Source organism: Actinoallomurus vinaceus (genome assembly GCF_039542055.1).
GTDB lineage: Bacteria > Actinomycetota > Actinomycetes > Streptosporangiales > Streptosporangiaceae > Actinoallomurus > Actinoallomurus vinaceus.
The window spans coordinates 235,330-258,872 of the sequence record NZ_BAABHK010000001.1 but is presented as its reverse complement, the minus strand read 5'-3'; the positions used below and the strand labels follow the sequence as shown (position 1 = coordinate 258,872).

Annotated in this window: 18 protein-coding genes; 14 read left to right on the top strand and 4 right to left on the bottom strand. The window is 70.7% G+C overall.

Features of this window, described 5'->3' with window-relative positions; all coding sequences use genetic code 11:
• Positions 1-15 precede the first annotated feature (15 nt).
• Positions 16-1,692 carry a helicase-related protein gene (locus tag ABEA24_RS01215; RefSeq protein WP_345428435.1) on the bottom strand — a complete coding sequence of 559 codons (1,677 nt, stop codon included), beginning with the start codon at positions 1,690-1,692 and terminating at the stop codon, positions 16-18.
• Between the two features lie 302 nt (positions 1,693-1,994).
• Here ABEA24_RS01215 and ABEA24_RS01210 point away from each other — a divergent pair, with 302 nt between their 5' ends.
• From ABEA24_RS01210 to ABEA24_RS01190, 5 genes are all read left to right on the top strand, one after another.
• Entirely contained in the window at positions 1,995-2,399 is a 405-nt protein-coding gene (locus ABEA24_RS01210; RefSeq protein WP_345428433.1) for a hypothetical protein, read from the top strand.
• Between the two features lie 8 nt (positions 2,400-2,407).
• Entirely contained in the window at positions 2,408-3,235 is an 828-nt protein-coding gene (locus ABEA24_RS01205; protein ID WP_345428432.1) for an NAD(P)H-binding protein, read from the top strand.
• A gap of 29 nt (positions 3,236-3,264) precedes the next feature.
• On the top strand, positions 3,265-3,900 hold the full coding sequence (locus ABEA24_RS01200; protein ID WP_345428431.1) for a DUF1579 family protein: 636 nt from the start codon (positions 3,265-3,267) through the stop codon (positions 3,898-3,900).
• Positions 3,901-3,981: 81 nt separating this feature from the next.
• On the top strand, positions 3,982-5,397 hold the full coding sequence (locus tag ABEA24_RS01195) for an FG-GAP repeat domain-containing protein (protein WP_345428429.1): 1,416 nt from the start codon (positions 3,982-3,984) through the stop codon (positions 5,395-5,397).
• Between the two features lie 170 nt (positions 5,398-5,567).
• Positions 5,568-6,386, top strand: coding sequence for a dienelactone hydrolase family protein (locus ABEA24_RS01190; RefSeq protein ID WP_345428428.1), 819 nt, complete (start codon positions 5,568-5,570; stop codon positions 6,384-6,386).
• Between the two features lie 103 nt (positions 6,387-6,489).
• Here the strand turns inward: ABEA24_RS01190 and ABEA24_RS01185 are convergent, their stop codons facing one another.
• On the bottom strand, positions 6,490-6,870 hold the full coding sequence (locus ABEA24_RS01185) for an STAS domain-containing protein (protein ID WP_345428427.1): 381 nt from the start codon (positions 6,868-6,870) through the stop codon (positions 6,490-6,492).
• Positions 6,871-7,468: 598 nt separating this feature from the next.
• On the opposite strand from ABEA24_RS01185, the gene ABEA24_RS01180 reads away from it, so the two are divergent.
• The 7 genes from ABEA24_RS01180 (at position 7,469) to ABEA24_RS01150 (ending at position 15,800) form a co-directional block, all read left to right on the top strand.
• On the top strand, positions 7,469-7,672 hold the full coding sequence (locus tag ABEA24_RS01180; protein WP_345428425.1) for a cold-shock protein: 204 nt from the start codon (positions 7,469-7,471) through the stop codon (positions 7,670-7,672).
• A gap of 184 nt (positions 7,673-7,856) precedes the next feature.
• Positions 7,857-8,066, top strand: a complete 210-nt coding sequence (locus tag ABEA24_RS01175) for a hypothetical protein (RefSeq protein ID WP_345428423.1) — start codon at positions 7,857-7,859, stop codon at positions 8,064-8,066.
• A 183-nt stretch (positions 8,067-8,249) separates the two neighbouring features.
• Positions 8,250-10,451: an MMPL family transporter gene (locus tag ABEA24_RS01170; RefSeq protein WP_345428421.1), complete on the top strand. Its 2,202-nt coding sequence runs from the start codon at positions 8,250-8,252 to the stop codon at positions 10,449-10,451.
• Between the two features lie 103 nt (positions 10,452-10,554).
• A complete protein-coding gene (locus tag ABEA24_RS01165) occupies positions 10,555-11,802 on the top strand; it encodes a sensor histidine kinase (protein WP_345428418.1) in 1,248 nt (415 codons plus the stop codon).
• Positions 11,799-12,482: a response regulator transcription factor gene (locus tag ABEA24_RS01160; RefSeq protein ID WP_345428416.1), complete on the top strand. Its 684-nt coding sequence runs from the start codon at positions 11,799-11,801 to the stop codon at positions 12,480-12,482. The genes ABEA24_RS01165 and ABEA24_RS01160 overlap by 4 nt, the downstream gene beginning before the upstream one ends.
• 204 nt (positions 12,483-12,686) lie before the next feature.
• Positions 12,687-14,846 carry a glycoside hydrolase family 65 protein gene (locus ABEA24_RS01155; protein ID WP_345428414.1) on the top strand — a complete coding sequence of 720 codons (2,160 nt, stop codon included), beginning with the start codon at positions 12,687-12,689 and terminating at the stop codon, positions 14,844-14,846.
• 198 nt (positions 14,847-15,044) lie between these two features.
• On the top strand, positions 15,045-15,800 hold the full coding sequence (locus ABEA24_RS01150) for a hypothetical protein (RefSeq protein WP_345428411.1): 756 nt from the start codon (positions 15,045-15,047) through the stop codon (positions 15,798-15,800).
• Positions 15,801-15,821: 21 nt separating this feature from the next.
• Here ABEA24_RS01150 and ABEA24_RS01145 read toward each other — a convergent pair whose 3' ends face one another.
• Entirely contained in the window at positions 15,822-18,617 is a 2,796-nt protein-coding gene (locus tag ABEA24_RS01145) for a SpoIIE family protein phosphatase (protein ID WP_345428409.1), read from the bottom strand.
• 223 nt (positions 18,618-18,840) lie between these two features.
• On the opposite strand from ABEA24_RS01145, the gene ABEA24_RS01140 reads away from it, so the two are divergent.
• Positions 18,841-21,549: a D-alanyl-D-alanine carboxypeptidase gene (locus ABEA24_RS01140; RefSeq protein ID WP_345428407.1), complete on the top strand. Its 2,709-nt coding sequence runs from the start codon at positions 18,841-18,843 to the stop codon at positions 21,547-21,549.
• Positions 21,550-21,705: 156 nt separating this feature from the next.
• On the opposite strand, the gene ABEA24_RS01135 is transcribed toward ABEA24_RS01140, so the two are convergent.
• A complete protein-coding gene (locus ABEA24_RS01135) occupies positions 21,706-22,653 on the bottom strand; it encodes a GlxA family transcriptional regulator (RefSeq protein WP_345428405.1) in 948 nt (315 codons plus the stop codon).
• A gap of 185 nt (positions 22,654-22,838) precedes the next feature.
• Here ABEA24_RS01135 and ABEA24_RS01130 point away from each other — a divergent pair, with 185 nt between their 5' ends.
• On the top strand, positions 22,839-23,510 hold the full coding sequence (locus ABEA24_RS01130) for a DJ-1/PfpI family protein (RefSeq protein ID WP_345428402.1): 672 nt from the start codon (positions 22,839-22,841) through the stop codon (positions 23,508-23,510).
• The last annotated feature ends 33 nt before the right edge of the window (positions 23,511-23,543 follow it).

The following is a 23,543-nucleotide window of genomic DNA, read 5'->3' as shown; positions in this document are numbered from 1 at the left end:
CCGGTCCGAGCGTGGTCACCACGTGAACGGATCGTCGTCGTACCAGTCGAACCTGGCCTGGTGGCAGTCGTCGCATCGCTGGAACCACGGGGCGCATGGCCGACCGCATGACGCGCAGAGCGACGCATTGGTGAGGGGCTTGCGCCGGGCGACCAGTTCGACGATGCGCCGGGACGCCGTCTCCTCACCGGCCGAGGCCTCTTCGGGAGACACGCCGCCGACGACGCCGAAGGACCGGCCGGCCGAGCTTAAATCTCGCATGATCGCGGCATGGCGCTCCGCCTCGTCGAGGCTCATCCGGGAGATGACGGAATCGGGGCGAAGCAGCCTCCGGAGGGAGCGGTCCGTCAGCACCGCGGAGGCGATTTCGGGAAAGGCGCCGTCCGCGTCCACGGGCAGGGTCATGAGCCGCCACACCGTTGGGCCGTCGCCGGGCCATGGGGCGTCCACCGTGGCGCGGGCGCCGACCGCGGCACGGGCCGCCTGCCACATCGCGAGCAGGGTGTCGATCGGCGCGGGACGCAGCCAGGGATGGTCCGATGCCTCACGGCGGGCCGCTTTCCGCCAACCGCTCAGCGCATGCGGGATCTCGGCGGGAGTGGGGTCGCCGAGCTCGCACCAGTCCGGGCGCAGGCTCGCCTTGGTGATCGAGAGGTCGGACGGCGCGCCGTTCGCCACGGCGACGGCGGCACGTACGAGCCCGGCGTCCGGCGAGAACCCGGGGATGCCGCCGGCGTACGCCGCGACCAGGCCCTCCCCGGCGGCGAGGCCGCGTCGTCCGGCTCGTCCCGCTATCTGGGCCGCCTCCCACAAGCGCAGCCGACGACGCTCCTTGCCATCGAACTTGCCGGTCTCGGCGAAGGCGACCGCACGCAGCGGCAGATTGATGCCGTGTCCGATGACGTCCGTTGTGACGATCACTTCGACCTCGCCGATGATCAGTCGCTGGATCTGCTCTCGGCGCGCACCGGGCGGCATGGCTCCGTACAGGACGGTGGCGCTGCGACCGTGATCGATCAGCTCGCGGTGCAGGGCCAGCACCGCCCTGCGACTGAACGCGACCACGGCCGAGCGGGCGGGGATCGTTCCAGGGCGCATCGCGGGCGCATGGGTGAGCTCGGCGTATCGGGAGTGCTTCGCGATCTCGAGGCAACCCGCCGAGGCGAGGGCGGTGCGCAGTACGGCGCCGGCCTCGGAGGCGGCCGCGACATGGATGTAACGGTGGGAGCCGGACAGCAGGAGCCGGGTCCAGGCATGGCCTCGATCGCGATCGGCGAGCCAATGCGCCTCGTCGATCACGAGCACGTCGCCGCAGGTGCGCGCGGACTCGGCGGTACAGGAGACGACGTCGGCCTGCGGGTTGATCCGCTCTTCACCGGTCACGAGACCGACGCGCTCGCGGGGAAGGCGTGCGCACAGCCTCTCGTAGACCTCCCGGGCCAGCATCCGCAGCGGAGCGGCGTACGTGCCCGACAGCCCCCGTTCGGCCTGTGCGACGAGGAACTCGATCGCATCGTGGGTCTTGCCGGAGTTGGTGGGCCCCAGGTGGAGGACCACCCGCTCCGGCGGCGTCGTCCGCGCCGCGAGGCGCACCCGGGCCCGTGCCGCCGCCTCACGTTCCAAGCCGCGCAGCCTGCGCGCTTCCTTCTGCCTGGCCTGGCGTCGCTCGAGTGCGAGATCCCGATTCGCCACGCTTCCTCCTTGTGTTCGATTGATCACCCAAGGTAGCGATGCGTGCCGACATTTTCGGAGCGCGATGTGGATCTTGGTTGGATATCCCGCTAGGGGACGACCGTCCGCAGGCCCGGGGCCGGCCGCAGCGACAGGTCGTCGGGAGCCCGCTCCACAGATCTCCCTGAGAACCGTGACAAATTCACACCCGGCTGATGACGGGGACACTACCGAGGCATTCAGCCCCGGTGCCAGCATCCTTTCGTGAAGAAACGATCATTTGAGACGGTCGCACCGCCTGGAGCGGAAGGCAGGCGCGGCTGATGGAGCCGACGAAGGTCCTGCCGGTCGTGTCGCTCCTGTCGATCGTCACCGTCGAGTTCGGTGGTCACGCGCTCCTGCGGTTCGTCACCACCGACCGCGACCGGCTGGGCGAACTGCGCGAGCGCTTCTTCCGCGCCGGGCACGCGCACGCCGGGGTTCTGCTGGTGCTGACCCTGGTCTACTTCCTCTACCTCCCCCGCGCCGACTACTCGAACGGCCTGGAATGGGCCTGGGGCGTGATCCTCCTGGTCGGTGTGCTGGCCCAGTCGGGCGGGTTCTTCGTCCACCTCGGGGTCGGCCGGGCGGGCGCCCGATCCGCCGGCACGACGCTGACACGCGTCGGCGCCCTGCTGATCGCCGTGGCGCTCATCGCGCTGTCGGCCGGACTCATCCGAGAACTGTAGGAGAAGCGATGTTCCTGGTCACAGGCGCAACCGGCAACGTCGGCTCAGAGCTGGCCGCCGCGCTGCTCGAGGCCGGCGCACCGGTGCGCGCACTGGTCCGCAGGCCGGACGCCGCGGTGCCGGACGGCGCCGAGCCCGTCCTCGGCGACCTCAACGAACCGGACGGCCTGACCGAGGCGCTCCGGGGCGTACGCGGAATGTTCCTGCTTCCGGGCTATCCGGACATGCCCCGGTTGCTGGCTCGGGCGCGGGACGCGGGCGTACGGCATGTGGTGCTGATGTCCGGCGGATCGGCCGCGCTCGAGGACATGGGCAATGCGATCTCCCGCTACATGACACTGTCCGAACGGGCCGTACGCGACTCGGGGCTGGCATGGACGTTCCTGCGACCGCGGGCGTTCATGTCCAACGCGCTGCGCTGGGTGCCGCAGCTGCGCGAGGGGGACACGGTGCGCGTGCCGTTCCCCCAAGTCCCGGCCGCGTGCATCGACCCTCGTGACATCGCGGCCGTGGCCGCGCGGGCGCTGACGGGCAGCGGGCACGAGGGCCGGATCCACGAGCTGACCGGCCCGCAGGCGCTGCTGCCCGCCGACCAGCTCACCGTGCTGGCCAAGGTGCTCGGCCGCGACCTGCGCTTCGTGGGCCTGTCGGACGAGGGGACGCGCACCGAGCTGGAGAAGAGCACGCCCCCTGAGTACGTCGACGCGTTCTTCGACTTCTACGTCGACGGCACGCTCGACGAGTCGACGGTCCACCCGACCGTTCGGGAGGTCACCGGCCGCGCGCCCCGCACCTTCGAAGACTGGGCGTACGCGCACGCCGACGACTTTCGCTGACAAGCCCCCACTCGTCGATGGGAACAACCTTGATCAAGAAGATCTCGCTGCCGGTCATCGCGGCCGCCGCCGTCCTCGGCCTGACCGGCGTGGCCGGTGCGGCTGGTACGACCGGCGTCGCGAGCGCTCCGAGACCCGCCGCGTCCTCCCCCGCGGACAACCTCAACCCCGGGCCGTATCACCGCGCGCTGAACCCGCTGGTCGGCACCTGGAAGGCGGTCAAGACCAACTACCTTCTGGGGACCGGCGGCAAGCCGGTCGTCTCCCGCGACATCACCGTCAAGGTGAACTGGATCAGCAAGACCGGCGGGCGCTTCCTGCAGGAGAAGACCGACGGCACCCTCGCCGGGAAGCGCTACTACCGGCTGGGAATCCTCGGCTTCTCCACCATCGACCGGCGCTATGAGTGGACGACCTTCGACAGCGTCACCCCCACCGCCATGACCTACCGCGGCGCCCCCGTCACCGCGGTCACGTCGGTGCTGTCCATCCCCGGCGAGTTCACCGACCCGGGCGTCCTCGGCCCCGACTACCTCGGCAAGACCATCCCGATGCGCACCGTCGTCACCCTCAGCGGCAAGCCCACGTTCGACCTCTACTTCACCCCGCCCGGCCAGCCCGAACGCCTCGTCGACCGCGTCGTCTACACCCGAAGGCTCAAGTAGGCCCGGCGATGACACTCGGGTAAACCGGTGATGATCTTGGAGCGTCCAGAATGTGACATTCCCGGCCCGATTAGAGGTCCCGTGAAGATCCCATTCAAGCCACTCACCGGTGCCCTGGCCGCCATCACCGTGCTCGGCACCGTCACGGCTCTCGCTGTCGCCCAGGAGACCGCCGCGAACGCGTCGCCCGCCACCGCGTCCGCCGCTGCCAAGCCGAAGCGGCCTGCCGTGGCCGGCGACTTCAACGGCGACGGCCGCCGCGACCTCGTCGCCGCCAGCCCCGAGGGAAACGTGGGCGACACGCAGCAGGCCGGCTTCATCTCCGTCGTCTATGGCGGCACGAAGGGGCTCGACCCGAAGAAGAAGCAGATCATCTCGGAGAACAGCGCCGGGGTCCCGGGGGCCGCCAAGAGCGGTGACCTGTTCGGCATGGCGATCGCCTCCGCCGACTTCGACCAGGACGGCTACGCCGACCTCGCCGCGACCACCCACGGGCACAACGGCATCGTGATCGTCTACGGCAGCGAACGCGGGCTCTCGTCCCGCACGATCTTCCTCAAGGCACGCGGCGCCGGCTGGTTCGCCAGCCAGATCACCCTCGGCGACTTCGACGCCAACGGCGTCACCGATCTGGTGACCCCGGCCGGCAGCGGCTTCGTCACCTTCCGAAACGTCCGGAAACGCGCGGTCGCCGGTACAACCACCGCGGTGACGGGTGCCGGCACCTACCGGCAGATCAAGACGGCGGCGGGCGACTTCAACGGCGACCACCGCACCGACCTCGCGGTCTTCGTGGACGCCGAAGGCCCGGACGACGACCCGGTGGCCCTGTGGGCCGAGCTGCGCCTCGGCACCCGCAAGGGGCTCGGCGCCAAGAAGGTCTTCGGCAAGGGCTGGGCCGGCCAGGACCTCGGCCTGGTCGGCGACGTCAACGGCGACCACAAGGCCGACCTGATCGTCCAGCGGGGCTCGCTCGACGACAAGGGGCCCAAGGGCTACAACGTGCTCCTCGGCACCAAGACCGGCCTAGGCGCCGCCAAAACGTACAACGACCGCTGGATGCCGCGGGCCGTCGGGGACCTCAACGGCGACGGCAAGGCCGACGTCGTCGGCATCGACCGGCACGAGGACAAGGACGGGAACTACAAAATCGGGACCCTCAGCGTTCGTCCGGGCACCGCGAAGGGCCTCAGCCCGAAGAGCGGCCCCAGCATCACGCGCCAGAGCCTCGGCTACGCGATCCCGTCCAGGTTCAACGGCGACACCTTCGGTGATGGTCTGAAGCTCGCGGACTTCACCGGCGACCGGCGGGCCGACCTCCTGATCGGCTTCCCGTACGACAACCTGAGCGAGCAGGCCTCGGCCGGCCGGATCCACCTGCTGCGCGGCACCTCTTCGGGCGTCTCCCTCCAGGGCGGCCAGCGCGTCGACACCGACCAGCTCGGCATCACCGGCCGCGAGCTGCACGAGTTCGGCGAGTATCTGCTCGACTACTGACCCACCGCGACCGATCGCGGTCGGCCTGCCGCCCGGCATCGGCGCCGGGCGGCACTTGTCACGGCGCCTTTTCGTTCCGGTATCGGCCATCTCGTGTTGTGTCAGGCGGTCATTTTCCATAGCGTCGCTCTGACCAGGTGAGGAATCGAGACCGGAGTAAGGGACTGACGATGCCCGATGACGATCTGGTCGATTTCGCCCGCGATTCCTTCACCCATGGTGATCTAACGTTCGACGTATGGCGGTCGGGGACCGGCCCGGCGGTGATCGTGCTCGCGGAGATCCCCGGCATCACGCCGAAGGTCGCCGCGTTCGCCCGGCGAGTCCGTGATCTCGGCCTGACCGTCGTCCTGCCGGATCTGTTCGGGGTCGCCGGCCGTGACCCGAGCCCGGACGCGCACGGCCGGCTCGGTACCGCGCGCACCGCCGCGCGAGCGATGCTCCCGCTGTGCGTACGCCGTGAGTTCGTCATCCTCGCGACGGGCAGGACCTCACGGATCATCACCTGGCTCCGCGCACTGGCGGCGCACGAGCACGACAGCTGCGGCGGACCGGGGGTGGGCGCCGTCGGGATGTGCTTCACCGGAGGGTTCGCGCTGGCCATGGCCACCGACGACCGGCTTCTCGCCCCGGTGCTCTCACAGCCCTCACTGCCACTGCCGATCACCCGCAGGAAACGCGCCGCGATCGACATCTCACCCGACGATCTCCAGATCGTGAAGGACCGCTGCGCGGCCGGACTCCAGGTCCTCGGGCTGCGTTTCCGGAGCGACCGGTTGGTCCCCGACGAGCGCTTCGACTTTCTGCGCCGCGAACTCGGCGACGCCTTCGTCGCCGTCGAACTCGGCGACGCCGACGCCAGCCCGGACGGGCTGATGAGACCGCACTCGGTGCTCACGGAGCATCTCATCGACGAACCCGGCCAACCGACCCGGCAAGCGCTCGACCAGGTACTCGAACTGTTCAGAGCACGCCTGCTCAGCGAGTGACCGCCGGGCCATGGGCGTGCCTTCATGGTGAGCATCCGTAGACCGGCCGTGAGCCCGGCGGTCCTGCCGGCAATGGACGTATTTCCGGCAGGCCGGCCACGGGTCATGCCGCGCTGATGTGATCCGGCTGCGCACGGCCCACCTGCGCGGACGCGAGAGTGGGATGGATGGCGAAGGCGCGGTCCAGGCCGGTGATGCGCAGCAGCTTGCGCACGGTGGGACAGGGCGCGACGAGGGAGACGGTGAGTCCCTGCGACCCCGCACGGCGTTTCGTGCCGACGAGCATCGCCAGTCCGGAGGCATCACAGAAGGACACGCCTGACAGGTCGATGACCAGCGGCGTCGTCGTGTCCTCCAGGAGGGTGAGGATCCGGTCGCGGACGGTCGCGGTGGTCGCGATGTCGAGGTCTCCGCGTACCGCGATGACGGTATGGCCGGGCAGCCGGCGGCTGACCAGCCTGACACGTACGTTGTTGTGATCCATGGGTGGATCTCCGATCCGAGGTGCGGCCGAATTCGGCCGTAACGAGAGTGAGTGACCAGGCGGTCTGGCTCCTCGTCGAGAGCTCGAGGTGTAGCGCTGATCGCGCTGGGGTCGGCTGGATGACGGCTAGGCAGCCGGATCGCGGGCGAGTCGATTCTCCTGAGAGCGCGCGCCGGGGCCGAACCGCTGGGGCCGGACCGCCATGGCGGAACAACCCGCGGTGAGGTGAGGCGTCATGCTCGCCGACCTGTCTTGGCCCGTACGAGGGGCCCAAGCTGTGAGACACCGGGGTGACGCCGACTCGACTGCCGACGTCGAACACTCCACGGCTACCACCGACCATACTCCATGTACCGGAGGGTGACCGAGAAATTCTTCGCGAAGGATGAATTCTTGCATCTGCCGTAAACTACCGACACTATTTCCGTGGTAGCGTCCTGAGCAGTTGCAGTTGTGGTTCCCATAGACTCTATGTGCGCCTGCCGGCTCTGACCTCAGGCGCATTTTTGTTTTCCGGGCTTATCCGGTCGGGGGCGATTTCGGCGACGTGGAGCCCGCACGGCGCAGGCTCTGACGGCACCCCAAAAAGGACAAGATAATGGCCAAAGGCACCGTTAAATGGTTCAACGCGGATAAGGGCTTCGGCTTCATCCAGCCGGACGACGGCGGCACCGATGTCTTCGCCCACTACTCCAACATCACCGCCCAGGGCTTCCGTGAGCTCAAGGAGGGCCAGAAGGTGGAGTTCGACGTCACGCAGGGTGAGAGGGGCCCGCAGGCGGAGAACATCATTCCCGCCTGAGCATCACCGCAGTCTGTCACGGGGCTCGCGTCCGAGACGCGAGCCCCGTCGGCCGTTCGACGGACGGCCCTGCCTTCGTGTACGGGTCATAGACTGTCAAGTAGTGATCGTTTCGATTCAATCGCCCAGAGCAGGGATCGAGATGCGTGACTCGAAGCTCTCGGCCGAACTTCATCTTCGGGTTGTGGGGCAGACCATGGACTGGAAGCTGCTGCTCCAGGACGAGCCGCCCTCCGAAGATCAGCTGGCGACGTGGATGCAGAACGGAGCCGTCGCCCGGCTTCTGGTCGTCGAGCAGGGAAGCAATGAACCCCACACGCTGCTCGTCAACTTCTCTCTCGTCGTCGCCGCCCGCGTCGTGGCCACCACACGCGGTAGAGGTGTCACCTTCTGAGTAGACGAAGACGATCCGGCGGGAGAGGCGCCTTTTAAAGGGCGGGCGTCTGCGTCGGCATTAGGCGCGCGGGCGGGCGTACTGCGATCTCAGTAGTCGAAGTGTCGGCAGCCGCACGACGACGGGCGGGGGGTCGTTTGGCCAGGCTATGGCGGTATCCGAGATCAGATGCGGAGGTCCGCTGTGGCTACTTTCCTGTACCGGCTAGGCCGTCTGGCCTTTCGAGGACGTTGGCCGGTCGTCGTGTTGTGGGTGGCGGTGCTGGGCGCCATCGGGTTCGGCGCCACCCAGGCGTCCCAGGCGCCCGACGACGGGTCCATGCCGGGCATCGAATCCCAGAAGGCGTTCGATCTGATGCAACAGCGCTTTCCGGATTCGGCGGCCGACGCGGCCACCGCCCGGATCGTGTTCGTCGCCCCGCACGGGCAGACGGTCACCGCGGCCGGCAACCGAAAGACGATCGACGGAGTCGTGGCCGCGGCGGCCGATGACGCGCAGGTGGCCGGCGCGGTCTCCCCGTTCCAGGCCCACGCCGTCAGCCGGGACGCCTCGACCGCGTACGCGACCGTCTCGTACAAGGTGAAGGCCGACGACCTCACCGATGCCAGTAAGAAGTCCCTGGAGCACGCCGTCGATCAGGCGCGGGCCGCGGGCCTGACCGTGGAGGTCGGCGGGAACGTGCTGGCGACCAAGCCGGCCGCGGGCGGGCCGTCCGAAGGCATCGGCATCGCCGTCGCCGCGCTCGTGCTGCTGATCACCTTCGGTTCGCTGGCCGCCGCCGGGCTGCCGCTGCTGACCGCGATCCTCGGCGTCGGCGTGTCCATGGCGTCGATCCTGGCCCTGGGCAGCACGTTCGGGCTGTCGGAGACGACCGGCACTCTGGCCATGATGCTCGGGCTCGCCTGCGGCATCGACTACGCCCTGTTCGTGGTGTCCCGCTACCGCGAGGAGCGCGCCAAGGGACATCCGCCCCGCGAGGCGGCGGGGCTGGCGACCGGCACCGCCGGGTCGGCGGTCGTGTTCGCCGGGCTGACCGTCGTCATCGCGCTGGCCGGCCTGTCGATCGTGGGCATCCCGATGCTGACCAAGATGGGCCTGGCCGCCGCCGGCGCGGTCGTCGTCGCCGTGCTCATCTCGCTGACCCTCGTCCCGGCCATCCTGGGCCTGTGGCCCGACGCCGTGCTCTCGCGCGGCGTCCGGAAGGGTTCCAGGCACGCTCAGAAGAGCACGGAGAACAACGGCGGCAGCCGCTGGGCACGGCTGGTGCTGCGCCTGCCCGTCCCGGTGCTGCTGGTCGGCGTCGCGGGTCTGGTGGTGCTCGCGCTGCCGATGAGGCACCTGCAGCTGGGCATGCCGGGCGACGAGTCCAAGCCCACCTCCGCCACCGAGCGACGCGCCTACGACGCGCTCGCCGAGGGCTTCGGGCCCGGGTTCAACGGTCCGCTGGTCGTCGTCGTGGACGCCAAGGGCGCCAAGGACCCGGCGGCCGCCGTGACCACCGTCTCCGAGCGGATCGCGTCCACCGACGGGGTCGTCTCCGTCTCCCCGGCCCGGTTCAACCCCGCCCATGACACGGCGATCTTCTCCGCCGTCCCGGCCACCAGCCCCACCGACGCCAGGACCAAGGATCTGGTCCACACCATCCGCGCCGAACGGCCCGCGGTCGAGTCCCAGGCCGGGGCGAACTTCGAGGTCACCGGCACGACCGCGCTCAACATCGACGTCGCCCAGAAGGTCCAGGACGCGCTGATCCCCTACCTGGCCGTCGTGGTCGGACTGGCGTTCGTCCTCCTGATGGTGGTCTTCCGGTCGCTGCTGGTGCCGGTGAAGGCGGCGCTGGGCTTCCTGCTGTCGGTGCTGGCGTCCCTCGGCGCGGTCGTCACGGTCTTTCAGGACGGCCATGGCGCCGGTCTCCTCGGTGTCCAGCAGACCGGCCCGATCATGAGCCTGATGCCGATCTTCCTGGTGGGCATCGTCTTCGGCCTGGCCATGGACTACGAAGTGTTCCTGGTCTCGCGGATGCGGGAGGCGTACGTCCACGGGGAGGGCTCCCGCCCGGCGATCGTCTCGGGGTTCCGGCACAGCGCCCGCGTGGTCGGCGCCGCCGCGCTGATCATGATGGCGGTCTTCGCCGGGTTCGTCGGCGCCACCGAATCCATGATCAAGATGATCGGCTTCGGCCTGGCGATCGCGGTCCTGTTCGACGCCTTCGTCGTCCGGATGGCCATCGTGCCCGCCGTCCTGGCCCTGCTCGGTGACAAGGCCTGGTGGATGCCGCGTTGGCTGGACCGGCTGCTGCCCCGCCTGGACGTGGAGGGCGAGGCTCTGGCGCACCGGGTCCCCGCCCCCGAGCCGGCCGATCCGCAGCCCGCACTCGTGCCCTGACGCACGAACGCACGGCCACCTCCGGAAGGTGGCCGTGCGCGGCATTTGGCTCCTTTCGAATTATCGTCCACCCTGGTCAGAGCACCCGAACAGGAACTCGATCATGCTCATCAGCCGCCGCCGACACCTGGGATCCCTGCGCGCCGACGTCCGATCCGTGGACGTGGTGGCGTCTCTGCTGTTGTTCGCGTGCTCCTTTCCCGGGAGCCTGCTCGGCCCCCTCGGCCACCACGTGCCGGTCTCCTGGTGGCCCGGGGTGCTGTTGGCGGGCGTCTCCTGCACCGCCCTGCTGTGGCACCGCAGCCGTCCTCGTGCCACGGTGGCGGTGACCACCGTCTGCGCCGTGGTCATGGCGCTGCTGGGCTATCTGATGACCGTCCTGCTGCTGGGGCCGGTCATGGTCGCGCTGTACTCGCTGGCCGTCCGCACCGACCGGGTCACGACCCGGGTCTACGCCCTGCTGTCCGCCGGGCCACTGGTGGCCGCCGACCTCTTCCTGGGCCCCTACGGCCGGCCGCTGGACGCGCCGGCGGCCGGCGGTATGTCCATCCTGCTGCTGAAGGGCATCGGCCCCGCCGCCTGGGTGCTGCTGCCGCCGGTGCTCGGCAGCGCGGTACGGCTGCGGCGCGCCTACCTGGAGGAGGTCAAGGCCCGCGCCGAGCACGCCGAGCGCACCCGCGAGGAGGTGGCACGGCACCGGGTCACCGAGGAGCGCATGCGCATCGCCCGCGAACTGCACGACGTCGTCGCCCATCACCTCGTCCTGGCGAACATGCAGGCCGGAACCGCCGCGCACCTGCTGCGCACCCATCCCGAGCAGGTCGAGAAGATCCTCGCCGAGCTGTCCGTCACGACCACGTCGGCGGTACGCGAGCTGAAGGCCACCGTCGGCCTCCTGCGCCAGGCCGATGACCCGGAGGCACCCGTGGACCCGGCCCCCGGACTCGCGCAGCTGCCCGATCTGACCGAGTCCTTCCGGTCCGCCGGCCTCGACGTCACCCTCGACACCGAGGGCGAACGCCTGCCGCTCTCACCGGGAGTGGACCTCACCGCGTTCCGGATCGTGCAGGAGGCCCTCACCAACGTCACGAAGCACGCGGCCACCCGGGCGGCGCGCGTACGGCTCGAGTACGCTCGCGACCAGGTGACCATTACGGTCACCGACGACGGCGGCGGCGCGGCGGGCGTCGCGCCGGCCTCGGGTCGCGGCTTCGGCCTCATCGGCATGCGCGAGCGCGCCGTGTCCGTCGGCGGACGTCTGCGGGCGGGCCCCCGTCCCGAGGGCGGCTTCCAGGTCACCGCCGAGCTCCCGCTGCTCCCCGCACCACGGGAAGAAGAACGCATCCCATGACCATCCGCGTGCTGCTCGCCGACGACCAGGCCCTGCTGCGGCAGACCTTCCGCATCCTGATCGACTCGTGCACCGACATGACGGTGGTCGCCGAGGCCGCCGACGGCGCGGAGGCGGTCGAACAGACCCGCGCCCACCGCCCCGACGTCGTCGTCATGGACATCCGCATGCCCGGCACCGACGGCCTGACCGCCACCGCCGCCATCTGCGACGACCAGGACATGGCCGGAACGCGCGTCCTCATCCTCACCACCTTCGAGATCGACGAGTACGTCGCCCAGGCACTGCGCGCCGGCGCCAGCGGCTTCCTCGGCAAGGACGCCGCCGCCGCGGATCTTCTCGCCGCCATCCGCACGGTGGCCGCCGGCGAGGCCCTTCTCTCCCCGGCGGCGACCCGCGCGCTCATCACCCGCTTCCTGGCCGCCCCCGAGCCCGATGCCCACCTGGCACCGCCCGAACGCCTGGTCGCCCTCACCGACCGCGAACGCGAGGTGATGGCGTTGGCCGCCCAGGGGCTGTCCAACGAGGAGATCGCCGGGAAGCTCGTCGTCAGCCCCCTGACCGTACGCACCCACGTCCACCGGGCCATGGCCAAACTGCACGCCCGCGACCGCGCGCAACTGGTCGTCATCGCCTACCAGTCCGGCCTCGTCCGCACCGCGCCCGACGGCACCGGCTGAACCGTCCGGGCTTCGCGAGAAGCCCCCGAGAAAGCGGTTTCAGAAAGCGGTTTCTCGGTCTACGATGACCACCAAGTTCGTTGTCGTGTCCGTTGGCAAGATGGGAAAAGGTTTTCCCCGCCCCGGAGGGCGGTCCGTCGTCCCGGATCCAGATGTCCACAGAGCCGAATGCCGGGCAGGCCCGGCCCGCCGAGGGAGGACTCGTTGATCAAGCGCAGGACGGTACTCAAGGGAGCGGTCGGCACCGCCGCCACGTCGATGTTCCTCGGCGACCCGGCGGCACGAGCCGCCCAGGCCTCACACGGCGGACCCATCGACCGCGAGGCGCTGGTGGCACGGCACGCCATCGAGCGCACCTCCAGCGATCCGGAACTGCCGCTCCAGGTCGGCAACGGCAACCTCGCGTTCGGAGCCGACATCACGGGCCTGCAGACGTTCCTGCCGTTCGCCACGATGGCCCAGTGGGGCTGGCATGAGGACGCCCTGCCCGAGGGCAGGAAACTGGAGGACTACAAGGGCACGCCGTGGGACACCCACGGCCGCCAGGTCTCCTACTGGACCGACCAGGCGGGGCAGCCGGAGCTGTACAACTGGCTCAGGGAGAACCCACACAAGATCAACCTCGCCCGTATCGGCCTGTCGCTGCGCACCGCCGCCGGGCGCGAGGCGACCGAGGCCGACCTCACCGACCGGCGCCAGCGACTCGACCTGTGGACGGGAACGCTCCACAGCCGGTTCACCTTCGACGGCGCTCCCGTCACGGTCGAGACGACCTGCCACCCCACGCTGGACGCGATCGCCGTACGCGTCGACTCCCCGCTGGTCCAGACCGGGCGGCTGACGGTGTACGTGGACTTCCCCTACGCCACCGCCAAGGGGCAGGGCAAGTTCAGCGCGCCCTTCGTCGGGACCTGGGACCGCCCGGACGCGCACGTCACCGAGCTGAGCGTCCAGGGGCCGTCGCGGGCGCGCATCACGCACCGCATGGACGCCACCACGTACCACACGGCGCTGACCTGGAACCGGGAGGGCGGCGAGCTGCGGCGCGGCGACGGCGGAGTCCACCGCTACACCCTCACCGGCGCCCGAGGCCGACAGCTGGAGCTGACCTGCCTGTTCACGCCGGAGGACGCGCGCGCGGTCGCCCCGCCGCCGGAGGCGGTGGCGAAGGTCGCCTCCGCGTGGTGGCCGGCCTTCTGGCGCTCGGGCGGCGCCGTCGACCTGTCCGGCAGCGATGACCCCCGCTGGGAGGAGCTGGAGCGCCGCATCGTACGCAGCCAGTACTCCCTGGCGGTCAACGAGAGCGGGCAGTACCCGCCGCAGGAGTCCGGGCTGGTCAACAACGGCTGGTACGGCAAGTTCCACCTGGAGATGGTGGTGTGGCACAGCGCGCACCTGGCGCTGTGGAACCGCTGGCCGCTGCTGGAACGCAGCCTCGACGTCTACCGGGACTTCCTGCCGTCCGCGCTGGAGCGGGCCCGGCAACAGGGCTTCGGCGGCGCCCGCTGGCCCAAGATGACCGGGCCCGAGGGGCGGGAGTCCCCCGGCCTGCAGAACGGGCTGCTGCTGTGGCAGCAGCCGCACCCGATCTTCTTCGCGGAGCTGGACTACCGGGCGCATCCGAACCGCGCGACATTGCGCAAGTGGCGCGACATCGTCTTCGCCACCGCCGACTTCCTGGCCTCCTTCGCCTTCCGCGACCCGGTGAGCGGCCGGTACATCCTCGGACCGCCGGCGATCCCCGCCAACGAGCACTCCGACCCTCTGGTCACCAAGAACCCGATCGTGGAGACCTCCTACTGGCGCTTCGGGCTGCGGGTCGCCGGGGTCTGGCGCAGGCGGCTGGGCCTCCCTCCCCGGAAGGAGTGGGCGGACGTCCTGGCCGGGCTCGCGCCCCTCCCGGTCCAGGACGGCAAGTACGTGCTGTACGAGGGCGTCCAGGACATGTGGACCGAACACGCGACCGACCACCCGGACCCGATCGCCCCGTACGCGATGTTGCCCGGCGACGGCGTCGACGTGCCCACGATGCGGGCGACGGCGCAGCAGATGTACCGGAGCTGGCCGGTCGACGACCTGTACGCCTGGGACTTCCCGCTGCTGGCGATGAACGCCGCCCGGCTGGGCGACCCCGGCCGCGCGGTCGACTTCCTGCTGCATCCCAAGTTCGGCTTCACCGAGCAGGGGCTGCCGGCCAGCGGCAGGAGCGGGGTGCCCTCGCCGTACTTCCCCAGCGCGGGCGGACTGCTGTACGCCGTCGCGCTGATGTGCGCGGGATGGGACGGCGGAGCCGATCGGAACGCTCCGGGTTTCCCCGCCGACGGCTGGCGGGTGCGCTGGGAGGGCCTCAGCCGGGCGATCTGAAGAGAAGGGCCCGGGCGGGCTCTCCCCCCGCCCGGGCTCGTCGTGAACGGTGTTTTCCAATAGATGCTGAAACTGTTCACGCGACCAGCTCAACTATCTTTTGCGACATTCTCGGCATTTCCTGATGTAGTACTCCGTCGATCACTAGGCTTCCCTGGCGTATTTCACGGAAGACGATCTCTTACCGATGGAGTGGCCGTGCCGAGGACATCCCCTGGTCGACGGGGCGTCGCGTTGGCCGCGACGTCGGCCGTCATGCTGACCGGAGCGTGCAACAACCCGATGGGGTCGGACAAAGGCTCGGCCTCGTCCAGCCGTCCCGCGGTTCCTCCCTCATCGCCCGCTCATTCCTCGGCGCCCGCGAACAACGGCGTGGCGGCGAAGTCGGCGTCGCGGATCGTGTCCGATTCGCTCGCCGCGCTCCGCGCCGCAAAGTCCGTTCATCTCAAGGGCAAGGTGCGCAGCGGCACGGATCTGGTCACCATCGACATGCGGACCGGACCCGTCGGGTTCAAGGGCAACATGCGCGGCCCGATCGGCGGCGGCCGTACGGTGGCGTTCACGGTGCTGCGGGCCGGCGGCAAGGTCTACGGCAAGGGCCGGCAGCTCGTCCAGGCCACGGTCGGGTCGAGCGCGGCCTCGGCGGTCGGCGGCAAATGGATTCCGCTCGGCTCGGCCAGCGAGGCGTCCGCGCACGGACTGGACTTCACTCCGGCCGGGTTCGCCAAGATCATCAAGCCGTCGGGGCGGCTCGTCAAAGGCAAGCCGACGACCATCGCGGGCCGGCCGGCCATCGGCATCCGCGATCAGAGCGGCTGGCTGTACGTGGCGACCACGGGCAAGCCGTACCCGTTGCGCCTCGCGCCGACGAAGAAGGGCACCGGAACCCTGAACTTCACGGAGTACGACCAGCCGTTCCAGGTCGCCGTGCCGACCAACGTGTTCAAGCGGTAGGCCCGCGCCGCCATCCGCCGCTCAGTGAGCGGCATCGTCGAACTGCTCGAGGAGAACGTCGGCCAGCGTGCCGCCCGTGGCGGTGGACGCGTCGTCGTCAAGGGTCTGTTCGGCCCAGATGACCTTGCCACCGGCGGTGTACCGCGTCCCCCATCGCTGGGCCAGTTGCGCCACGAGGAACAGCCCCCGCCCGCCTTCGTCCATGGTCGCCGCGCGCCGCAGCCGCGGTGAGGTGCTGCTGCGGTCCGACACCTCGCAGGTCAGATGGCGGCCGTGCAGCAGCCGCACCCTGATCGGCGGAGATCCGTACCGGATCGCGTTCGTGACCAGCTCGCTAAGGATCAGTTCCGTCGTGAAGGCGATCTCCTCCAGGCCCCACTCGCGCAACGTCTCCACGCAGCGCGCCCGCACCGTGCCGACCGCCGCCGCCTCGGCCGGCACGTCCCATTCGGCCACGCGCGACCGCGGGAGCAACCGGGTCCGCGCCACCAGCAGCGCTATGTCATCGACGGGATGCGCCGGCACGATCGTGTCGATCACCGTCCGGCACGTCTCCTCCGGAGTACGTCCCGCGGTCCGCTCCAGCGTCCGGCGCAGCTCGGCCAGCCTGCTGTCGAGGTCGCGGGTCCGGTCCTCGACCAGCCCGTCGGTGTACAGCACCAGTCGGGAGCCCTCCGGCAGGCGCAGCTCGGCGGTTTCGAAGGGGTATCCGCCGAGTCCGAGCGGGGGCGAGGCCGGGACGTCCGGGCAGGTGGCCGTTCCGTTCGGGTCCACGACCACCGGGTCGGGGTGTCCCGCACGGGCGATCGTGCACACCCCTGTCGCCGGGTCGTAGATCGCGTACAGACACGTCGCTCCCGTCACCTCGTATCCGCGGTGACCTTCCGCTGTGTCGTCGGTGCTCTCCTCGCTGTCTATACGCGCGACGAGTTCGTCCAGGTGCGCGAGGACCTCGTCCACCGGGAGGTCGAGCGCGGCGAAGTTGTGCGCCGCGGTGCGCAGCCGCCCCATCGTCACCGCCGCGTGCAGTCCGTGACCGACGACGTCGCCCATCGCCAGCGCCACTCGCGCCCCTGGCAGCGGGATGAGATCGAACCAGTCCCCGCCCACTGCCGCCTCCGCGGGCAGATACCGCCAGGCCACCTCCAGCGCGTCCTGCTCCGGCTGCCCCCGCGGCAGCAGACTCCGCTGCAGCGTGACCGCCATCGCGTGCTCCCGGGTGAAGCGGCGCGCGTTGTCGATGGCCACCGCCGCCCGCGCCGCCAGCTCCTCCGCGACCAGCAGGTCCTCGTGCTCGAACGCCGGCGTGTCCCCCACCCGGTAGAAGCTCACCACGCCCAGCGGCACGTCCCTCGCCTGCAGCGGCACGCTCACCAGCGAGTGCGCCCCCTGCTCCAGCGCCCTTCCGACACGGTCCGGATCCTGCTCCTGCCACCCCCGCTCCTGCCGCAGGTCCGCGCTCAGCAGCCCGTGGCCCTGCTGCAACGCTCGTGCCTGCGGCGCCGCCGACGAGAACGCGATCTGTTGGCCCACTGAGCGCAGCATCGGCAGCTCACCGGTGGTCGCCGCACGCCGCAGCCGCCGCCGTCCCTCCGCCGTCGGCTCCTCCCCTCGCATCACCGCGTCCAGCAGGTCCACCGTGACGACGTCGGCGAACAGCGGTACGGCCACCTGAGCCAGCTCCTGGGCCTCACGCACCATGTCCAGCGTCGTTCCGATGCGTATCCCCGCCTCGTACAGCAGCTTCAGACGCTCACGCGCCACTTCCGCCCGCCCGGACACCGCCGCCAGTTCGGTCGTGTCCCGCAACGTCACCACGCTGTGCCCCGGAACACCGTTCAGGAACGTCGGCCGCTTGTTCACCGCCAGCAACCGGTCGTCCGCCAGATGCACCTGATCCGTGACCGGCTCTCCCGACACCAGCAAGCGCGATATCTGGTCCGGCAGCCCCAGCTCCCGCACCTGCCGTCCCTCCGAATCCGCGGGCAGGCCCAGCAGCCGTCTCGCCTCGTCGTTGGCCAGCACCAGCCTCCGGTCGGCGTCGATGATCAGCACCCCTTCCCGCACCGCGTGCAGGACCGCGTCGTGGTGCTCGTACATCCGCGTCATCTCCGCCGGCTCCAGGCCGTGCGTCTGCCGCCGGAGCCGCCGGGACACCAGCGCCGTCCCGCCGGCGGCCATCGCCAGCGCGGCCGCACCGCTGACGAGGGTGATCGGCACCTGCGGCAACCACTGTCTCGCCACGTTCTTGGCCGTGAGCCCGGCGGACACCACGCCGACGACCGCGCCCCTGTCATCGGTCACCGGCACCACCGCCTGGACGTCCGTTCCCCGGCCCGCCGGCAGGGGTGGCCCGCCTGCCTGCTCGATGAGGGTGCGGCCCTGCAGCGACGGCCGGATGTCGCCGACGAACTTCTTCCCGATGTACTCCGGGTAGGGGTACGTGTAGCGGATCCCCTGGGTGTTCATGACGACGATGAAGTCCACGCCCGCCCTCTTCCGGGCCGCTTCGGCGCGGGGCTGCAGCACCGCCGTCGGGTTCCGGCTGCGCAGCGCCTGGACCAGGCCGGGCGCGTTCGCGAACGCCTGGGCCGCGACGACCGACTCTCGACGCCCCTGCCGCAGGGCGTCGTACGCCGACTGGAGAAGCTCCATCGTCACCGCGGCCGCGACCAGCAGTACGACGATCAGGGCCTGGAGAAGGAACACCTGCCCGGCGACACTGCGCGGGTTCAGCAGGGCCACACGGTGATCAGGTGGGCGTCCGGCGAACGGACGGCCGGGTGGCGTCCGGTATCGCCGGAGAGATGCCTTCATGTCCCCTTCATAACACCCGCTCTACCTGCCCAGACGTACCCGCTCCGGATTCCGGGAGACCGGCCCCGTCCAACGATCAGATCAAGATCGCTTTAGGTCGTGAACCTTTTCGCCGAGCCGCGCATCTTCACAGGCGTACGAGGGGCGTCGGTGAGATCGTCTGCGACCGCCGGCCCGGTCGTCTCGTCCACCTGCCTGGTCATGAAGTCGAGGAGGTCGCGCCGTGAACGGTGCGTCACGTGAGCCGGACAACGACGCACAGCACGAGACCTCCGGGACGCCCCCGCAGGACGATCCCGCGCCCGGCCCCGAATCCCCGACGGAGGCCGGTGCCGAGGAAGGCACGGACACCGACTCCGGCGCACGGGTCGAGCCCGCCTCCGACCAGGAGGAATCCTCGGAGCGCGCCCCCGAGTCCGAGGCCGAGACGGCGGCCGAAGCGGAGGCGGAGCCGGACCGTCCGTCCGAGGCGTCCAGGGCCGAGGAAGAAGAGGACGAGACGGCGGAGGCCGAAGACGAGCAGCAGGAGGACCAGGAACGTCCCGAGCCGTCCGCCGAACGCGCTGAGCCGGCGGAACCAGCTGAGCGCGCCGAACCGGATGAAGGCGTTGAACCGGACGAACGCACTGAACCGGATCCGGATGAAGGCGCGGCTGAACCCGCTTCCGCCGAAGTCGCCCCGGCCGACGCCGCCTCCGACGGCGACGACGACACGGACGTCCCTGAGGACGCCCCGGCCTCCCCTGACACCGAGGACACGGCGACCACCGGCGACACCGCGCTCCCTGAGGACGCCCCGGCGCCAGAGCCCGCGAGCCCTGAGGACGCCACGGCGCCCTCCGACGACGCGACGCCCGAGCCGGAGTCCGAGCCGGAAGAGCCCGAACCCGGCACCGAGGAGGGCGGGCCCGGCTCGGGCGAGGAGGACCAGGAGGACGGACGGGCGGTCACCGCCGAATTCCGGCTTCCTCCCAAGCTGCACCTGCCCGCCGCGTCCGACATCACGGTCTCGGACCTGCCCCGTTCGGCGTTTCCCAAGAAACGGCCGGCCGGCACGGAAGCCGGGCCGCCCGCGCCTCACCGTCCCTCCGCGGAAGAGCCGCAGCCCACGCGGTCCGCCCCGGAATGGGACCCATGGTCGAGTTCGGGAGGCACCAAGGGCGAGACGGAGCCGATCGCGCCATCGCCCGCCGCGGACACCACGAGCGCTCCTCCCGCCCCGGACCGCGGAGCACCGGAGCCCTCCTCGTGGTTCAGCCGCCCGGAACACCCGCCCGCGAATGCGTACCCGCCGCCTCCCCAGACGGTCGAAGAGGCGCTCCCCGAGATCCGTCCGATCAGCGGCGGCGGATTGGCGAGTACGACGCAGCGGGACGGCCTGCCGATCGTCTCGCCGCCCCCGGCGGCGACGACGGCGTACAGGGCCACACCGCCGCCGGTGATGCCACCCACCATCACGAAGCCCCCGACCGAGAGCACCCAGCCGCCCGTGGCAGAGGTGCCGCAGCTGACGATCCCACCCACCATCGCGACACCGCGGCCTGAGACGGCCCGGCCGCCCATGGCGGAGGCACCGCCACTGACGATGCCCCCCGCCACCGTGATGCCCCCGCCTGCGACCGTCCGGCCGCCCATGGCGGAGGCGCCCACGCGGACTCCCGCCTGGGCCCCGGCTGAGGCGCCCGCGCAGGCGCCTGCCTGGGCTCCGGCGGAGGCGCCCGCTGAGGAGCCGCGGCGCAAGCGGCGGCGTACCGGCTGGATCGTCGCCGTGGTGGTGATGGTGCTGCTGGCAGGGGTGGTGACCGGCCAGCTCGTACGGCCGATGCCCAAGCCGACGGTCCGTCTCACGCTGACGGCCACCCGGCACACCTTCGACGGTGCCGCTCCCGCCCTCCCGTGGCCGGGGCAGGGGCAGGCGACCCTGTACGTGGACGGGCTGGGGTCCATGGGGTCGTCCGGCGGGGAGGCGCCCACCCCGACCGCCAGCGTGGCGAAGGTGATGACCGCGTACGTCTTCCTGCGCGACCATCCGCTGCAGCGGGGCGCGGACGGCCCCACGTACCGGATCTCCCGGCAGGAGGCCGCCCGGCTTCCGATGCGCAAGGAGCGGGGCGAGTCGCTCGTCGAGGTCGTCGCGGGGCAGGCGTTCACCGAGCACAAGGCGCTGGAGGCGCTCCTGCTCGTGTCGGCGAACAACGTCGCGCACGAGCTGGCCCGCTGGGACGTGGGCAATGAGCAGGCGTTCGTCGAGAAGATGAACGCTGCCGCGCGATCGCTGGGGATGACCAACACCACGTACACCGATCCCAGCGGGTACGACTCGCGCACCGTCAGCACCGCCGCCGACCAGGTCAAGCTGCTGACCGCGGCGATGAAGATCCCGGCCTTCGCCGAGGCCGTGAGCCTCCGCTCCTACGTACCCAACGACGGGCGGCCGCCGCGTACCGCCGGCAACGTCCTGGTCGGGCACCATGGAGTGGTCGGCGGTAAGACCGGCTACACCGACGCGGCGGGCGGCAACTTCGTCTTCGCCGCCCGCAAGCGGACGGGACACGTCACCACCTTGATCGTCGGTGCGGTCATGGGCCAGCAGTCCCCCAGCGCGATGGGCGCGATCGAGGCCGCGCAGCCGCTGATCGTCGCCGCCGAGAACGCTCTGACCTCGGTCACGCTGGCCCCGACGGGCGCGCGGGTCGGACTGGTCGACGACGGTCTGGGCGGGCGCACTCCGCTACGCGCGACCGCCCCCGTCACGGTGGTCGGCTGGGGCGGGCTCACCGTGCCGGTCCGCGTCACCGGGGATCCGCCGCGCCACGCCTCCGGCGGCACGCGGCTCGGCGCCGTGACGGCGGGCAGCGCGACCATCCCCCTGGCCCTCGACCGCGAACTGAAGCCACCGTCCATCCTCAAGCGGCTGCTGCGCCTTCGCTAGGCCACTTCCCCGGCCGGCCGCGCGGCCGTCCCGATCACGGCGTCGGCCTACGGCAACCACGTTCCCGGACGACGACGACAACGGCCACCATGTCCCTGATCACCGCAGCCACGAGGCGGATCGTGCCTGCTCTCGCCTGATCGGGGGCGTGGTCGTTCAGCGGGAGCCGCGGAAGGCGGCTCGGTAGGCCTGCGGGGTCGTGCCGGCGACGCGCTTGAAGCGTTCGCGGAAGGCCGTCGCGGATCCGAAGCCGGCCTGGGTGGCGATCCGCTCCACGGAGTGGTCGGTGTGCTCGAGCAGGTACTGCGCCCGCCTGACCCGAGCGCGCAGCAGCCACTGCAGCGGTGTGGTGCCGGTGTGCTCGCGGAAGCGGCGGCTGAAGGTGCGGGTGCTCATGCCGCAGCGGGCGGCCATGTCCTCGAGGGTGAGGTCGTCCTTCAGGTGGTCCTCGATCCAGGTCAGCGTCGGCTCCAGTAGCGAGCCGCGGGGCACCGGCGGTTGCTCGTGGGCGATGTACTGGGCCTGGCCGCCCTCACGCTCCAGGGGGGCGACGGCCAGCCGGGCGGCATCGGCTGCGACGGCCGAGCCCAGGTCGCGACGGACCATGTGCAGGCACAGGTCCAGTCCCGACGACGCGCCGGCCGAGGTGAGCAACTGCCCGTTGTCCACGTACAGCACGTCGGGCCGTACGTCGACCTTCGGGAACATCTCGGCGAATTGCTGCGCGGCGATCCAGTGCGTGGTCGCGGCCAGACCGTCCAGCAGACCGGTGGCGGCCAGGATGAAGGCACCGCCGCAGATCGAGGCGATCCGCGTGCCGTGCGCGGCCGCGTCACGCAGCGCCTCCAGGGCCTCGACAGGCGGCGGGCCGGCGGTCTCACTGCGGCCCGGCACGATGATCGTGTCGGCGTCCGCGAGGGCTTCCAACCCCCACGGGGTGTGAATGGTGAAGGTCTCGGTCGGCACCTCCGGCTGCGGCCCGCACGTCCGCACCCGGTACGGACGGCGCCCGTCCGGCAGGCGGACACGGCCGAACACCTCGACCGGAATGGCCATGTCGTAGACAACCGTCTGATCCAGCACCAGGATCGCCACCGTATGCACGAACGCAGCGTACGCCGAGTTCCGGCCAATGCGTAGTCGTGCGCTATCTCAGCGGTATGCATGATCGACCAGGTCAGCGCGTTGGCGAGAACCCGTTGGAATATGTCGATTCAGCCAATGGCCCGCACCCGCCACGTCTCCTAACGTGAGCGTGGCCGTGACGGAACAACGGATGTGAGGCACCGATGCTCGCCCAGTTTGTCCTCTTCGATGGCTTCGACCCGCTGGATGTCGTCGCCCCGTTCGAGGTCTTCAGCGCCGCGAAGGCATTCACCGACCTGGTGAGCGTCGAACTGGTCACCGCCGACGGCCCGGGCGAGGTCCGCAGCGGGATCCCCGCCGTCTCCCTGACGGCCACCGCCGACCTGGACCCGGACCGCGCGGACCTGATCGTCGTCCCCGGCGCCGCCGGCAGGTCGCTCCCCCAGGGCGAGAGCGACCTCAGCGACGCGGAGCGGGAGGCCACGATCCCCGCCATCCTCGGCCGGACCCTGACCACCGGGCTCCCGGGGCTGCTGGCCAAGGCCCTGGCCGCGCCCGGCACCACGGTGGCCACGGTCTGCGGCGGCTCGCTGATCCTCTCGATGGCCGGGCTCATCGACGGCCGCAGCGCCACCACTCACCACCAGGGCCTGGAGGTGCTCGGCATGGGCGGCGTCAACGTCACCCGGGCCCGCGTCGTGGACGACGGCGACCTGGTCACCGCCGGCGGCGTCACCTCCGGCCTGGACCTGGGCCTGTACCTGCTGGAACGGGAAGTGGGGCCGAAGGTCGCACTCGCCGTGGAGCAGCTGTTCGAACACGAGCGCCGCGGCGTCGCCTGGCGCGACCACGGGCCCGCCCCGGTCAGCGCCTGACCCGTTCCCCCGTCCCTTCGACGAAAGCGCGCA